The 18,473-nt window shown below is 37.1% G+C and carries 3 protein-coding genes; all 3 read right to left on the bottom strand.

Annotation, left to right across the window (positions count from 1 at the left end):
• Positions 1-20: 20 nt before the first annotated feature.
• On the bottom strand, positions 21-6,590 hold the full coding sequence (locus FLA105534_RS05415) for a non-ribosomal peptide synthetase (RefSeq protein ID WP_173965018.1): 6,570 nt from the start codon (positions 6,588-6,590) through the stop codon (positions 21-23).
• 131 nt (positions 6,591-6,721) lie between these two features.
• The gene (locus FLA105534_RS05410; RefSeq protein WP_173965017.1) at positions 6,722-17,830 is read right to left on the bottom strand and encodes a non-ribosomal peptide synthetase; all 11,109 of its coding nucleotides are present in this window, start codon (positions 17,828-17,830) and stop codon (positions 6,722-6,724) included.
• A gap of 263 nt (positions 17,831-18,093) precedes the next feature.
• On the bottom strand, positions 18,094-18,473 hold a 380-nt coding region (locus FLA105534_RS05405), incomplete at its 5' end, for an antitermination protein NusG (protein ID WP_173965016.1).

Below are 18,473 nucleotides of genomic sequence, written 5' to 3'. Positions count from 1 at the left end.
GTTTAAAAAAGTTTTTCTAATTACATTAAATCAATCATCTCATCTAAAACCGCCGACAAGTCGTCTTCCTCTTCTTCAGTTTCAATTTGAGGTGTTTTATGTGCTTTGATGTATTCATTAAGCTGATCTATATTGGTGTATTCAAAAAGCGTTACCACTGTTATTTCTATTCCGAATACCCTGCTTAGCTCCCCTGCAATGGTCATTAACCGTATAGAGGTCGCGCCTACGTCAAAAAAGTGATCAAATACGCCGATGCTGTCTTTGCTTCTTCCTAGCTGGAGTGCTAAAACCTGGGCTATATTTTCCTCATTTTCATCTCTCGGTGCCACATATTCTTCGCCAATTACGATGGTGGAAAGATCGATTGCATCTAAATCATTTTTATCAATTTTTCCATTAGAGGTTAGTTTAAACTGATCTACCTGAATGAAAAAAGACGGTATCATGTAGTCCGGCAAATATTCTTTTAAGGAAGCTCTTAGTTTCGAAGATTTTTGCTTTTTTGAGGCGGTGATAAATGCCACTAAATCATTTTCACCTGTCGTATTCTTCCTAATCTGAACTACTGCATTTTCAATCCTTTCAAGATTCAGAATGGCATGTTCTATTTCTCCTAATTCTATTCGATATCCTCTAATTTTTACCTGATCATCTTTTCTGCCAATAAATTCTATTTTACCGTCCGGTAATCGTTTTCCTAAATCACCGGTTTTATATAATTTTTCAGCAGTATTGTAAGGATTCGAAATAAACTTTTCATTGGTTAATATCGGATTGTTGAGGTATCCTCTTGATAATCCGGCTCCTCCAATATACAGTTCTCCTGTCATGCCTTTTGGAACCAGTTTGCCATTTGTATCCAAAATATAGACAAAGGCATTATCGACCGGGCTTCCAATTGGAGCAAAAACATTTTTACCCTCCTTTTTCAACTGATACTGTAAACAGGTTACTGTCGCTTCTGTAGGACCATAATGATTAAAAACCTCGAAGTTGTTTTGGTTGGCATCTTCGATCTTTTCGCCTCCCGCGATCAACATTCTTAAAGTAGTATTGTTACATTTTCTAAACTCCTGCAACATTACTGTAGGAAGAACCAAGACCGATATGTTGTTGTTTATTAAATATTCGTTCAGTCGGGGAACATCTGTCAAACAATTTTCCGGGATGAAATTCAATGTGGCTCCGGATAAAAGCGCGGGATAGATTTCTTCTGCCGAAGCATCAAAAGCAAAATTCAGATATTTAGCCACATTATCTTCCGATGAAAACTGATACTTTTTTATGCTCCATCTGGCATAGTTGAGTATGGATTTGTGCTCAATCATTACCCCTTTCGGCGTGCCGGTGGTTCCGGAAGTATAAATTACATTGATAAGCTGTTCCGGATTAATTTTAGCCGTAAAGCTGTCCGTATTTAATTCCTGAATTTCTGTTAATACGTTATCTATGTGTATGACATTTTTTTCAGTAATAAAATCGTTAAATAAAGAAGATAGTTTCTCTCTTGTAACTATTATTTTCGCGTTGGTGTCATCGATGATAAAATCTATACGTTTTTTAGGATAGTTCGGATCAATTGGAACATAGGCTCCGCCTGCTTTTAAAATTCCGATCAACCCAATAATCATCTCAACAGAGCGGTCCATACAGATTGGTACGAGAGTATCTTTTTTCACACCATGATGAATCAGGTGTACCGCAAACTGTGTTGATTTTTTGTCCAGCTCGCTATAAGTCAAACGCTCGTTGTTTGCAATTACAGCGATGGCTTCGGGTCTCTCCTGAACCTGATTGTTAAACAAATCCATTACAGTTTCCCCAACCGGGTACTCCTCTTTAGTATTATTATACGCATACAGCAATTCGGTTTCTTCTTCTTTTGATAAGTAAGAAATAGAGGCTAATGCTAGTTTTGAAGACTTTAATATGTTTTTTACTAATTGTTTGTAATGCCCCATTAGCGCTGAAATCATGTCTTTGTCGTAAACATCATTGTTGAATGAAATTTCATAAGACAAATAGTTGCTAAACTCTTTGCAATTGATATCCAGATCAAATTTTGTTACGGTTTGTCCAAGGTCCAGGATACTATCAATATTTGAGGCATTGATCTTCGCGTTGTCTTCTCTCGATTGCTGTGCGTTTTGTAAGATCAGCATAATATCAAATATGACACTTCTGCTAATGTTCTTCTTAATTTTCAAATCTTCTACCAAACGATCAAAAGGATAATTTTGATGCTCAAAAGCTAAGAGTGTTGTATCTATCACTTCTTTATAAAATCGATCAAAACTACTATTAGGCTGAACCTGATTTCTTAATGCCAGGGTATTGACAAAAAAGCCAATCTGATCTGATAAATCTGCATGGTTTCTTCCGGCAATTGGTGTCCCTATTATGATATCATCAGTTGCTGTATAGTTGTACAGCATGATATTCCAGGTAGTCAATAAAAAGGTAAATAAACTTCCGCCATTGGTTTGCGTATAAGCTTTTATTTGAGAGAGTTCTTCTTCTCCCAGATGTGCCAATAACTTAGTACCGTTATAGCCCTTTTTGTTAGGTCTTACTTTTGAAGAAGGCAAGTTCAAAACAGGCAGATCACCCTGAAGTTTGTTCAGCCAGAATGTTTTATCTTCATTGATTCCGGTATTCTCCAAAGCCTCTAATTGCCAATGGGCATAATCTTTATACTGAATTCTCAAAGCCGGTAAAACATCATTACGCTGATTTTTGATACTTTCATAGTAAAACAAAAAGTCTTTTTTCAACACATTCATAGACCAGCCATCACTGATGATATGATGCATATTAAAATACAATATATATTTTTCATCTTCAGTCTGAAGTACACTTACCCGTAATAATGGGCCTTTCTCCAGGTCATATATTTTAAAAGAATCCTGTTGTATATAGGCTGCTGCTTCATCAGTGCTTAAAGTTTGAAAATCAACTTTAAAAGACAGCTCATCCGTAGTCAGAATGTGCTGTAATACTGCTCCATTATGATGAACTTTAAAAACGGTTCTTAATATTTCGTGTCGGTCTATTACTGAATTAACTGCTTTTTCTATGTCGGCTATATGATGTTTTCCTTCCAGTGTAACCTGTGCTGGCATATTATAAGCAACAGAGCCTTCAGGAAACTGGCTTAATAACCACAATCTTTTTTGGGCATCAGATACCGGATAGGCTTCACGTTCTGAAATTTTAGGAATACTCGAAAAAACGGCCGGCTGTGAGGCTTTAATTACTAGAGCTTGTGTTTCTATTGTTGGGTTTTTATACAATTGTCGAAGCCCTAACTTGACACTGAATACTTTATTAAATTCATTCACAAGCCTCATCAAATGAAGACTATGACCTCCTAATCTAAAGAAATTGTCACGTGTTCCGATAGTTTCAATTTCTAATATCTTCTTCCAGATGGCTTGTACTTTTTCTTCGGTTTCGTTCTGTGGTGCAACAAATACTTCTTCCGGTACTATCTCATCAGTGTTTAAAAGCTTTAATGCTTTTTTATCTAATTTTCCATTATTGGTGATTGGAATTTTTTCTATTTGCAACAGCTGTGCGGGAACCATGTATTCCGGAAGCTTATCTAGCAGCGCATTCTTTATCGCTGCCAGTTCTTCTTTTTTGCGCGATACGATATAGGCAATTAGCTGTTTGTCACCTGCTTCTGTTTCATTCACCAATACCACCGCTTTTACGATATCTTCAAATTCCTGTAGCTGATTTTCGATTTCCCCTAATTCTATTCGGTATCCTCTAATCTTAACTTGTGCATCAGATCGCCCTATATATTCTATGGTTCCGTCTGCCAGCCATTTGGCTTTATCTCCCGTTTTGTACAGTCTTCCATTATAATAAGGGTTATCAATAAATTTATCTTTTGTGAGTTCAGGAAGATTTAAATAACCTCTCGATACCTGAATTCCCCCTATGCATAATTCTCCAATTACACCAATAGGGACTAATTTCATCTGCTCATCTACAATTACGATTTGTGTATTTGCTACAGGTTCTCCAATCAATACACGATCTGTATTTTTAAATCCTGAAGGAGCAATCCAGCTCGTCACATCAATTGCTGCTTCGGTTGGACCGTATAAATTACTTAGACACGTTTGAGGTAATTTCTTTTGAAATTCTATTACCTGACTCGTTTTTAACGCTTCTCCACTACAAACTACATTTTTTAAAGCAACAGCGGAAGCTGATTCTGGATCTAATAAGAACATACTTAACATAGACGGCACAAAATGGATCATGCTTACATTATGCTTATTAATTAATTTGATCAGGTAATCACTGTCTTTATGTCCTTCCGGTTTTGCTATTACCAGTTTACAGCCCACCTGCAAAGGCAATAATAATTCCCAGACAGAAACATCAAAACTGAAAGTCGTTTTTTGTATTAAAACATCTTCCTCGCTTAGTTTATAATAATCTCTTGCCCAAAACAATCGGTTTACAACTCCCAGATGTTCGTTCATAACCCCTTTTGGTACTCCGGTGGAACCTGAAGTATAAATAACATACGCTAAGTTTTCAGGAACTAGTTTAGTGCGGACATTCTCTCCGGAATATCCTGAGAATAACAATTCCCATTGCTCTAAATTTACTATTGATCTGTTTTCTGATTGTTCAATTAAAGGCTGAGTGACATTGTTAACCAGAAGAACCGGTGTATTTGTATCCTCCAAAATATAATCGATACGGCTTTTAGGATACTCCGGATCAATCGGAACATAAGCTCCTCCTGCTTTTAGAATGGCCAGGATCCCTACTAACATTTCAAAAGAACGCTCGATGCAAATTCCTATCAGGGTATCTGGTTTTACGCCTTTTTCAATTAAATAATTGGCTAGTTGGTTCGACTTGAAATTCAGTTCTGCATAAGTCATTTCCTGATCTTCAAAAAGCAAAGCAATTGCATTTGGAGTTTTTTCAACTTGTTTTTCAAATACGTCAACCAGGGTAACATCTGTAGGATAGTCTACCACTGTATTATTAAAGTTCTCTAATAATACCGTTTGTTCCGGTGATGAAAGAATATCCAAAGAAGAAATAGTGCTTTGTCCTTCCAGCAATTGGTCTAACAATACTCTGATATGCGTACACATCATTTTGATATAGCTCTCGTCTATCAAATCGCCATTATATGAAAAGTGCAAACTCAGCGTTTCCTGCAACACCACATGGATGGTTAATAAATAATTGGTGTTTCCCAGAGAGGTTTGATCCTCAATGGTCAGTTCTTTACTTTCAGCACTGGATTGCTCTGCTACCGGAAAATTATTAAAAATCCATAAAGAATCGAATAACTCTTCTTTAATAGCATTCAATTCTTTGATCGTATTAATAGCAGTGTGCTGAAAATTTCTCATGACAACATTTTCCTGCTGTATTCTCTTGAAAAACGCACTAATATTTTCATTTTGATCGAACTTGCATCGCAAAGGAAGCGTATTGATAAATAGTCCTAATTTTTGATCATAATCCAAATCTGCCGGTCGGCCTGAAACAGTTACTCCTAAAATAATATCCTGAAGGTGTGTGTATTTTGACAAAAGAATTGCCCAGACACCCTGCATAACGGTATTGGTTGTTACCTGGAAGGATTTTGAAAAATCTACTATCTTTTCTGTATAGGCTTTATCAAAAACAAGAGTTTCTCTTTTATACTCTCCTTTTCCTTTATTTCGTTCTAATAATTCAGACGTAAACGGAATTAAGGAAGACTGTTCGTATCCGCTTAGATAATTTTTCCAAAAAGTTTTTTCTTTATAGGAATCAATTGATTTTAGATATTTGATGTGCTCTTCAAAAAGATCTTCCTTCTGCCTTGCCGGTGTGATACCATTTAAGATTTGGCTATAAAAAGTTAAAATCTCTTTGATTAAAATTTGGTTGGACCATCCGTCTAACAAAAGATGATGTCTGGTCCATATCATTTTATATTTAAATTCACCAAATTTCACCAAAGTAATACGCATCAAAGGAGGGTTTGTAAGGCAAAAAGCTTTCTTGGAATCCTTAATACGATACGCTTCAAATTTTTCATTTGCCTCTTCTTCCGACAATTGGCTGTAATCAAAATCTACAAAAGGAACCTCTACTTTTTTATTGACAAACTGAATCGGTATTTTTACTTTATCCGCTATGAAGCCTGTTCTTAGTATGGTATGATTTTCTATTGCCAGTTGCCAGGCTTTTTTAAAGATTTCTGCATCTACCTGTGAAGAAAACTCTACTGAGTTTTGCGAATGATTGGTCGAGTTATCTTCTTCCTCCATACTGGATAAGTATAAACTGTGAAAAAGAATTCCTTCCTGAGCCGGACAAAGTTCATAAATTGAAGATACGTTCGCTTTTTCAAGTCTAAAATTATTAGTTTTTAAAAAATCAAACAGCTCCTTTTTGTTCTCCTTTATAAAAGAAACAATATTGCCATGGTGCTTAACTTTTTCCAGTTCGGAAGCCGTTAACTTTCCCTCTTTACCCATAAGCAGTAAATCACTGCCATTGATCTTAAGATGTAAATCGAGTTTTTTTAATTCCTGAATAAACTTTTCCATAATTTTAAAATATCTTTTCTGATCGTAGTGAAATCCACTTCTTACAATTAATGATCTACTATTTTGCTTTTGTTATAAAATTGCGATTTGAAGCACCGCTGCCATTTTTAAATGCAGCGGTGTTATAGGCCCTAAAATCTAAGGACTCCTTCATCCTCAAGGCTTTCTTGTGTTTCTGATTCAAACAACTCATCAAATTCTTTGAAATCTAAGACATCACTTAATCCAAAATCTGAAGGCGTTACTTCCCTGCCTTCTTTATTGATACAGTGTTCGATCAGCTGAGTTAAATTCTCTATAAATTGATCCGCCAGCTTTTTGACTGTTTCCGGACGGTAACACTCATTCGAATAATCCCAGGAAATTCTGAGTTCATTACCGGCAATGATGGCTTTTATAATAAACTTTTCTTCTATTAATGACGTAGGACTAATATGTACTCCTGAGTTTTCTGATGCCGCTGTGAAGCTTCCCTTTTGGTTTAGTACATTGTCGATCTGTCCCAAATAATTGAATACTACATCCCATCCACAATCCTTTAAGGAATTGCGAATTTCTTTAGAAGAATGCAGGTAACGTAAACATCCGTACCCCATTCCTTTGGTTGGAATTCGACGTAATGTTTCTTTTACCGATTTGATAATATCACCTTCTGTTTTTGCTCCGCTTCTGGAAAGAATTACTGGATATTTATTGGTAAACCAGCCTGTAGTTCCGGCAAGATCGATATCTGTGAATATATTTTCTCTACCATGTCCTTCAAAACCTAACGCCAGTCGTTTTGTGTCAAAGATGTCTTCAAAAGTCATTTGTAAAGCACTCAACATTAGATCATTAATTTCGGTATTGTAAGCGACATTTACCTCTTTTAATAAACGTTTTGTATACTCCTGATTCAGGATAACTTCATGGGTTTTCTTGGTCTCTCTGGTTGGTCGCTTTGCCGAAAAATCTGTTGGAAGAGGCGTATAATCACTGTTGATTTGCTGCCAGTATCCTAATTGAGATTCTATTTCCTCAGTCTCTGCAAAGTTTTTCAGTCTGTTAATCCAATCTCTGAAAGAATTGTTTTTATTTTCTAAATACAAGGTTTCATCTACCGTTTCTTCTTTCAGCAGGGTTTCCAGATCATCGATAATAAATCTCCAGGAAACACCATCTACTGCAAGGTGGTGCGATACCATAAAGAATCTGTTGTGTACTTCAGAATCCGGAGTTTCAATTAGAACAAATCGTGCTAAATCTCCTTTTTCTATGTTCAGTGATTCCTGATATTTTTTACAAATTGCGGTAATAGTTTCACCGGTATTATTTCCTTCTTCAATGGTTTCTGTTCGATACAGATTAGTGGATTCTCCATAAAACTGTTTCCATTCGTCTTGTTCTTTGGTGTATTTAAATCGAAGCGAATCGTGACGTTTAGCTATTAGGTCTATGATTTGTTCCAGTTTTTCCTTGGTAACCTCTTTACTAATACTTAAAAGAACGGCCTGGTTGAAATGTGATACTGCCTCTTCTTCTCGCTCGAAAAACCACTGTTGAATTGGTGATAAAGGTACTTCACCTTCTAAAAGACCTTGTTCTGCTGTATTAAGTTTTTTACTGTTTTGTTCTACGGCTGTAGCTAACTCTGCTATGGTTTGGTAATCAAACAGATCCTGAACCTGAATTTGATGTCCTTTTTTCTTCGCTCTGCTGACTACCTGAATCACAATAATAGAATCACCACCCAGTTCAAAGAAATTATCGGTAACCCCAACTTGTTCTACACTCAATAAATCCTGCCAAATAATAACTAAAGCCTTTTCTACTTCTGTTTCAGGGGCTATATATACGCGTTGGTTGGTAACTGTAGGATCCGGTAATGCTTTTCTGTCGATCTTACCATTTGAAGTTAACGGCATCTGATCTAGGGCCACAAATACCTGAGGAACCATATAATCAGGAACCAATCCCGAAAGATAGGATTTCAAATCAGACTCTGAATAACCTTCTTCAGCAACCAGATAACTCACCAAGCGTTTTACTCCTGTGCTGTCTTCTCTAAATAAAACCTCACTTTGTACAATTCCGGAATAGCCCTGAATCACACGACTGATTTCTTTTAATTCTACACGGTATCCACGGATTTTAACCTGATCGTCTACACGTCCCAAGAATTCTATTTCTCCCAATGAATTTCTGCGTACTAAATCTCCGGTTCTGTATAAAACCGAACTCTTGCCTGCTGCAAACGGATTGCTGATAAATTTCTCCTGGGTTAAATCCTCACGGTTTAAATATCCTTTTGAGATTCCGGCTCCACCTAGTAATAATTCTCCAGAAACTCCTATTGGACATAAAGACATATCACCACTTACAATGTAAGCTTCACTGTTGGAGAATAATTTTCCAACCGGAATGGTTACATAATCAAAATCAGGATCTATCTGGTGCAATAATTTTCCAACAGTACTCTCTGTAGGACCGTAATGGTTTACAATCGCTACATTAGGATCTTGTGCTGCGATCTCTTTTACATGTGATACTGGCAATACATCACCTCCAAATATCAAGGTGCGTGCCGGCAATAACAATTCTTTATCCAAACGCAAAGCCTGCCAGTGACTCGGTACTATTTTAATACAGTCGATCGGATTGGCTTTAAAATACGCTTGTAATTTCACACCGTCCATTAAAGTTTCTTTGTTGAATAAGTGTAAACATCCGCCACTCAATAAAGAACCGTACAATACGGTATTTCCTAAATCGGCAGCCAATGAAGACATCAATCCGAAGCTTTTGTTCGCACTAATTTCAATCTTAGCGTCTAATCCTTCGTAATAATCTACCAGATTCTTGTGGCTCACCTGAACTCCTTTTGGTTGTCCTGTTGTGCCTGAAGTGTACACCACATAAGCGGTAGTCTCCTCAGTTGCCAATGATGAAAAGGTAATATCTTGCGGAAGTGACGCTATATCTGCATACTGAATATCGATAGAAAATACGGGAACCGAGAAGTCGATCACATCGAATAAACTGCTGGATTCGATCAATAAACCTTTGATATTAGCCTCTTGTACCATGTACAACTGACGCTCTTTTGGCAATGAAAGATCAATTGGAACATAACCTGCTCCTGATTTTAAAATCGATAGAATTGCCAGTAAAGACCAATTCGAAGTATCCATCATGATACCCATCAAATCATTTTCTTTCAGCTCATAAGTCTGTTGATAATAATATGCCAATTTCGTAGCAGCTTCATCCAGCTCTTTATACGTCATACGGCTATCATTATACACAAAAGCAACCGCATCGGGAGTTTTAGAAACTTGTGCCTCAAAAAGCGATAATACAGTTCCTTCACCTGATAATACATAATCAGTAGTATTATAATCTACAACCAATGCCTGCTCCTCTTCCGGATTAAGCATCGCCAGGTTTCCTATTGATGAAGTACTGTTTATTAAAATCGTGTCCAGTAAATTCTCGTAATGTGATCTTAATCCTGATACTGTAGCAGCACTGAAAAGATCTGTACAATAGTTAAATGAAAAAGAGATTCCTTCCGGGCTGTCTTCTACAAAAATGGTCAGGTCAAATTTCGAGATATTATAATCCATTGCCACTGGTTCAATCGTAATATCACTAAATTCAGACACCTTAGCATCCGGATTGTTGTTCAAAACAAACAATACCTGGAATAAAGAATTTCTGCTTTTGTCTCTTGCCTTTTCTACACGGTCTACTACTTTTTCAAACGGAACCGCGATGTGATTGTATGCTTCTAAAGTGGTTTGTTTTACCGATTTCAGCACCTCATTGAACGATGGGTTACCCGATAAATCACTTCGAAGAGCCAAAGTATTCACAAAGAATCCAATCATAGATTCTAATTCCTGCTGCGGACGATTGGCAACAGTAGTTCCGATACAAATATCTGACTGACCACTGTGACGATACAACAATACTTTATAAACACTTAGCAATAACATGAATAAAGTTACCCCTTCGTCCTTAGCATAAGCACGTAAAGCTTCACTACGGTCGTTGTCCAACCTAAAACTAATATGATCTCCACGGCTGCTTTGAACAGCAGGTCTTGGATAATCAACAGGAAGTGCTGAAGGGGCTACACCACCTAACTTTGATTCCCAATAATCTAATTTCTCCGCCAAATAAGCACCTGATACCTGAGAACGCTGCCATACCGAATAATCGGCATATTGAAAAGTAAGAACCGGTAAATCTGCTTCTCTTCCTGAGGCATAAGAAGCATATAATTCTTTAAATTCATTAACAATAACCGATGTAGACCATGCATCTGTTGCAATATGATGACGTACCAATACCAAAATATACTCGCGGTCTGACACTCTTACCACTGTTGCACGCAGCATATAATCGTTAGAAAGATCAAAAGACCTGCTGACTTCTTTTGCCATGAAGGCTTCTAAATCAGTAACAGCAGTCAAAACATTAAGTTCCCAACGATCCGAAGATTGTACTTCCTGATATGCAATACCTTCTTTTTCAATATATACCGTGCGCAAAGCCTCATGACGATCGACAATGGTTTTTAAAGCCTGAGAAAGAAATTCTATATTAAGATCTCCTTTTAAGTTTAATAACACCGGTACATGATAATGCTCACTTCCTTTTAACCTGTCGATAAACCATAAACGCTCCTGAGCGTATGATAATGGAATATCTGCAGGTAAATCTTGTTTGCCTACCAACGGAAGTACCAAAGTATTGTCCTGGCTTTCTATAAAAGATGCCAAAGCTGAAATATTAGTATAATCAAATATGTCTGTAATCGTAATAGCAACGTTTAGTGTAGTTTTAATAGCCGACAGCAAACGAACAGCCAATAAGGAATGACCTCCTAATTCGAAGAAATCATCTGTAACACCTACTTGTTCTACATTCAGTAAATCCTGCCAAATAGTAACTAAAGCCTTTTCTACTTCTGTTTCAGGGGCTATATATACACGTCCTTCTGTAACTGTAGGATCCGGTAATGCCTTTCTGTCGATCTTACCATTTGAAGTTAACGGCATCTGATCTAAGGCCACAAATACCTGAGGAACCATATAATCAGGAACCAATCCCGAAAGATAGGATTTCAAATCAGACTCTGAATAACCTTCTTCAGCAACCAGATAACTCACCAAGCGTTTTACTCCTGTGCTGTCTTCTCTAAATAAAACCTCACTTTGTACAATTCCGGAATAGCCCTGAATCACACGACTGATTTCTTTTAATTCTACACGGTATCCACGGATTTTAACCTGATCGTCTACACGTCCCAAGAATTCTATTTCTCCCAATGAATTTCTGCGTACTAAATCTCCGGTTCTGTATAAAACCGAACTCTTGCCTGCTGCAAACGGATTGCTGATAAATTTCTCCTGGGTTAAATCCTCACGGTTTAAATATCCTTTTGAGATTCCGGCTCCACCTAGTAATAATTCTCCAGAAACTCCTATTGGACATAAAGACATATCACCACTTACAATGTAAGCTTCACTGTTGGAGAATAATTTTCCAACCGGAATGGTTACATAATCAAAATCAGGATCTATCTGGTGCAATAATTTTCCAACAGTACTCTCTGTAGGACCGTAATGGTTTACAATCGCTACATTAGGATCTTGTGCTGCGATCTCTTTTACATGTGATACTGGCAATACATCACCTCCAAATATCAAGGTGCGTGCCGGCAATAACAATTCTTTATCCAAACGCAAAGCCTGCCAGTGACTCGGTACTATTTTAATACAGTCGATCGGATTGGCTTTAAAATACGCTTGTAATTTCACACCGTCCATTAAAGTTTCTTTGTTGAATAAGTGTAAACATCCGCCACTCAATAAAGAACCGTACAATACGGTATTTCCTAAATCGGCAGCCAATGAAGACATCAATCCGAAGCTTTTGTTCGCACTAATTTCAATCTTAGCGTCTAATCCTTCGTAATAATCTACCAGATTCTTGTGGCTCACCTGAACTCCTTTTGGTTGTCCTGTTGTGCCTGAAGTGTACACCACATAAGCGGTAGTCTCCTCAGTTGCCAATGATGAAAAGGTAATATCTTGCGGAAGTGACGCTATATCTGCATACTGAATATCGATAGAAAATACGGGAACCGAGAAGTCGATCACATCGAATAAACTGCTGGATTCGATCAATAAACCTTTGATATTAGCCTCTTGTACCATGTACAACTGACGCTCTTTTGGCAATGAAAGATCAATTGGAACATAACCTGCTCCTGATTTTAAAATCGATAGAATTGCCAGTAAAGACCAATTCGAAGTATCCATCATGATACCCATCAAATCATTTTCTTTCAGCTCATAAGTCTGTTGATAATAATATGCCAATTTCGTAGCAGCTTCATCCAGCTCTTTATACGTCATACGGCTATCATTATACACAAAAGCAACCGCATCGGGAGTTTTAGAAACTTGTGCCTCAAAAAGCGATAATACAGTTCCTTCACCTGATAATACATAATCAGTAGTATTATAATCTACAACCAATGCCTGCTCCTCTTCCGGATTAAGCATCGCCAGGTTTCCTATTGATGAAGTACTGTTTATTAAAATCGTGTCCAGTAAATTCTCGTAATGTGATCTTAATCCTGATACTGTAGCAGCACTGAAAAGATCTGTACAATAGTTAAATGAAAAAGAGATTCCTTCCGGGCTGTCTTCTACAAAAATGGTCAGGTCAAATTTCGAGATATTATAATCCATTGCCACTGGTTCAATCGTAATATCACTAAATTCAGACACCTTAGCATCCGGATTGTTGTTCAAAACAAACAATACCTGGAATAAAGAATTTCTGCTTTTGTCTCTTGCCTTTTCTACACGGTCTACTACTTTTTCAAACGGAACCGCGATGTGATTGTATGCTTCTAAAGTGGTTTGTTTTACCGATTTCAGCACCTCATTGAACGATGGGTTACCCGATAAATCACTTCGAAGAGCCAAAGTATTCACAAAGAATCCAATCATAGATTCTAATTCCTGCTGCGGACGATTGGCAACAGTAGTTCCGATACAAATATCTGACTGACCACTGTGACGATACAACAATACTTTATAAACGCTTGCTAATAACATGAATAAGGTTACACCCTGTTCTTTCGCATAAGCTCGCAAAGCCTCACTGCGATCACTGTCTAACTTAAAGCTAATATGATCTCCACGGTTGCTTTGAACAGCAGGTCTAGCATAATCAATAGGAAGTGCAGACGGAGCTACACCACTTAATTTGGACTCCCAATACCCTAATTTCTCTTCTAAAACAGCACCCGATAATTCTGAACGCTGCCAAACCGAATAATCGGCATATTGAAAATTAAGAACTGGTAAATCGGCCTCTCTTCCTGAGGCATAAGAAGCGTATAATTCTTTAAATTCTTTAACAATTATAGATTCAGACCAACCGTCTGTTGCAATATGATGACGTACGATCACTAAAATATGTTCGGCCTCCGCTACTTTAATAACAGTAGCACGCAGCATATAATCTTTTGATAAATCAAAAGGTTTTTTTATCTCATCAGCAATAAGATCCTGATAATCGGCATCCGCAGCAACCACATTCAGTTCCCAGCTATCAGCCGGTTGTACCTCCTGATAAGCAACACCTTCATTTTCTACAAATACGGTGCGTAAGGTTTCATGACGTTCTACAATGGTTTTTAAAGCCTGAGAAAGGTAGGCTGTATTTAATGCTCCTTTTAAGTTTAATAAAACCGGCATGTGATAGTGCTCACTTCCTTTTAATTTATCGACAAACCACAAACGCTCCTGCGCATAAGATAATGGAATCGCTTCGGGTAAATCTTGTTTGGTCACCAAAGGAAGTACGGAATTAGCATCCTGTTTTTCAATAAAATAAGCCAAATCAGAAATCGTCGGATTACTAAATACGTTTGTAATGGTAAGCCCAATGTTCATTGTGTTTTTTATCGCCGATATTAATCGCACTGCTAATAAGGAATGTCCTCCCAGTTCGAAGAAATTATCAGTGATACCAACCTGCTCTGCTTTTAGTAGATCCTGCCAGATGACAACCAATTCCTCTTCTGTATTTGTCGTTGGTGCTACATATTCGTATTCTCTGCTAAATACTGGATCCGGCAGTGCTTTTCTGTTTACTTTACCATTTGATGTTAATGGAATTGCATCCAGCTCTACTATAATTCCCGGAATCATATACCCCGGAATATGTTCTCTTAAATAGGCAATAACATCGTCTTTTGTTTTACCTGCTGTAAGAACGATATACGCTATCAGTTCATTTACACCGTAAGCGTCTTCTCTCGCAATAACAACTCCCTGACGTATAGCCGGACAGCTGTTTATCATGGTATCCAATTCTCCCAATTCAATTCGGTAACCTCTAACTTTTACCTGACTGTCTTCTCTTCCAAGGTATTCTATATTTCCATCCTGAAGCCACTTTGCATTGTCACCGGTTCGATACAATTTTCCTTCTCCAAAAGGATTGTTTACAAATCTAAAAGCATTAAGTTCCGGAAGATTGATATATCCTCTGGCTACCTGAACACCTCCTATATAAAGTTCTCCAGTAACACCTTTGGGTTGTACATTCATTTCACTATCCAGAATATAAATCTGAGTGTTTGCTACTGGTTTACCTATTGTAATACGTCTTAAATCTATTCCCTTAAAAGGAATAATACAGCTTGTTACATCTATAGAAGCCTCTGTAGGTCCGTATAAATTACTCAAAATAACATTCGGCAATACTTTTTGAAAATCTTCTGCCTGGCTTATTTTTAGAGCCTCTCCACTACACACCACATTTTTCAGACTGCTGCATTTAGTAACATCGATATCCAGTAAAAAGGCGCTTAACATAGAAGGTACAAAGTGAATCATTGTAACCTGATGTGTCGCGATCAATTCTCTTAAATAATCACTATCCTTATGTCCTTCCGGTTTTGGAATGACTAGTTTACAACCGGATAACAGAGGAAGAAAAAATTCCCAAACTGATACATCAAAACAAAAAGTAGTTTTTTGTATCAATACATCGTTAGCCGTTAAATTATAATATTCCTTCGCCCATAATAAACGATTCACTAAACCGCGTTGCTCATTCACGACTCCTTTAGGGTTTCCTGTAGATCCCGAAGTATAAATTACATAAGCTGCGTTGGAAACCGGTATTGCTACGTTAGGATTCGCTTCTGACTGATTTGCAAATATTGTATCCTGTTCGTCCAGATTTAGTATTGCAATATCTTCCAGAAAATTAACTTTACTAATACTACCTTTATTTACAAGTACAGCCTCTGCCTTTGTATCTTTTAAGATGAAATCAATTCGCTCTGCCGGATAATGAGGATCAATTGGTGCATAAGCTCCACCGGATTTCATAATACCCAACATCCCTATAACCATTTCAAAAGAACGCTCTATACATAGCCCAACTATAGACTCTGTCGTAACTCCTATACTGCGTAAATAATGGGCAACCTTATTGGCGCTTGCATTTAAAGCTGCATAGGTCATCGTTTCTCCTTCATAGGCCAAAGCAATTCCTTCCGGATTACTGGCAACTTGTGTTTCAATCAAGTCAACAATCGTAATATCGGTAGGATAATTGTTTTTTGTGGCATTAAAATCCACCAATAATTCTTTTTCTTCTTCTTTACTGATGTAAGTTAATTGACCAATTGGAGTTTGCGGCTGAGATAAGACTTCTTTTAAAATTTGTTGATAATGTCTTATTAAGCCTTCAATCATTTGATATTCGTACACTTCTGTATTGTAAGAAATATCTAAAATTAACTGCTCTCCGGCTTCTCTGAAATTAAGTTCTACATCAAATTTTGAAACTGTTTCTCCTAAATCAACAATTGTATCGCTTTTTGCCGCTGGTATTTCGACCGTTTCATCATTTTCTGCCGTATTCTGAAGTACTAATAAAACATCAAATACACTGCTTCTTCCCGCATCTCTTTTGATATTTAGGTTTTCTACTAAACTATCAAAAGGATACATTTGATGATTAAACGCTTCCAGTGTCTGCTCTTTAATTCTTTTATAAATCGAGGTAAAATTCTCCTGAGTATTTATGGTGTTGCGCAAAGCAATTGTATTCACATAAAAACCAATCTGATTGGCCAAATCTGCATGATCACGACCTGCTACCGGGCTTCCGATAATAATATCTGAATCTGAAGTATATTTATGAAAAAGAATATTGATGGTCGTTAGTAAACTGATAAAAGTACTGCTGTTATTCTCTTTTGTAAAAAGCTGAAGCATAGCAGTTGTTTCTTTAGAAATATAGGCTCTTAAGCTTCGTCCTTTGTGTGTTTTTACAGAAGGTCGGCGTTTTTCTGAAGGAAGATCCAGGACAGGCAGCTCACCCGCAAGACTTTCCATCCAATACGTTTTATCTATAGTTGAACCGGCTGTATTTATTTGTAATGCCTGCCAATTTGCATAATCTTTATATTGAATTGCCAGAGGTGCAAGATCAGCTGCAGTCCCGCTGACAAAAGACTCATAAAATGCAAATACATCTTTTGCCAATACATTCATAGACCAGCCATCGCTAATAATATGATGCATGTTATAATAGAAAACATAAGTTTCCTCTTCTGTCTGTAATAAGCTTACGCGGAATAAAGGTCCTTCTTCTAAATCAAAGGGTACGTATGAATCTGTATTGATATAACGGGTTACGCTTGCTTGTTTATCATCAGCATTCCTGAAATCAACATAAGACAGCTTAAAATTTACTGCTGCTGTTGGCTGCACGTATTGTCTAATGTCACCGTTCTCCTCCATTTTGAAAATAGTACGTAAGATCTCATGACGCTCTATAGTCGCTGTAATGGCTTTTTGAAGGCGTTCGATATCATAACTCCCTTTTAGAGTGGTATGCATAGGCATGTTGTATACGGCAGACCCTCCTTCAAACTGACTTAAAGTCCAAAGTCGACGTTGTCCTGCTGATACCTCATAACTTTCTGATACAGGAACAGATGAAATCACTTCAAAATTAAACTTCGAACTGTTTTTACTACTTTTAAGTAAGGCGATAAGACGATCTTTGTTGGTTGAAATATCGATTTTATCTTCTGCTGTAAGAGCAGCTGTGTTTCCTGTTACTCTTAAATTTTCTTCTAAATCATCCAGAAAAATTTGTACTTCTTTATTGGATAGACTGGTAATTATTGATTTGATATCTTTCATCTTAAAAGGGTTTTCTAAATACTGTATTTTTGAATTAATAACTGTGATAATTAAAATGGCCAATTTGTAACACCAAACACATTGTTTTAAAAGACAATGTGCTGTGATGTTTTTACTATGTTGTAAAAACTAAATTTTGATTTTGTAAGGAATGGTCCAATTGAGAGATATTCTATACTGTGTTGCAAGTACAAAAGATCACTTTGGTGAATAACTCCACATGGGATGTGGATGCTACTCTTTTTGAAAAGGAAAACTAAAAACTACGCCTTAGCAAAGACGTTTTCTGTTGGATTGGATAGATATGACAAAGGAATGATGGCTGAGATATTCTGACGCAAAGAACTTAGTCTTACACTGATTCTATGCTGATTGTCGACTCTGAAAACTTCACATTCAAGTCCGGATAATTCTCCATGCTCGATTTTAAGTTTATCTCCTATTTTAGGTAGTGCCGGTTCAATCTGAACATCTGTGATGTCTTTTACCTGGGTAAAAAGCCTGATATGATCGATTTCTTCTTCGGAAACTTTTCCATATTCTCTGCCAAAAGACAAATAAGAACAGCCACTCTCTACATTTAAGGCATCATGAAAGTCTTTATTGGATTTGATCTTGACAAAGACATAACTGGGAAATAATG

The sequence above is a fragment of the Flavobacterium collinsii genome (assembly GCF_902804485.1).
Taxonomy (GTDB): domain Bacteria; phylum Bacteroidota; class Bacteroidia; order Flavobacteriales; family Flavobacteriaceae; genus Flavobacterium; species Flavobacterium collinsii.
The sequence above is the reverse complement of the archived record's forward strand: the minus strand, read 5'-3'. Positions and strand labels throughout refer to the sequence as shown.

Coding starts and splice junctions, on each gene's coding strand:
- FLA105534_RS05415 (WP_173965018.1), bottom strand. CDS start 6,590: ATGGAAAAGTTTATTCAGGAATTAAAAAAACTCGATTTACATCTTAAG.
- FLA105534_RS05410 (WP_173965017.1), bottom strand. CDS start 17,830: ATGAAAGATATCAAATCAATAATTACCAGTCTATCCAATAAAGAAGTA.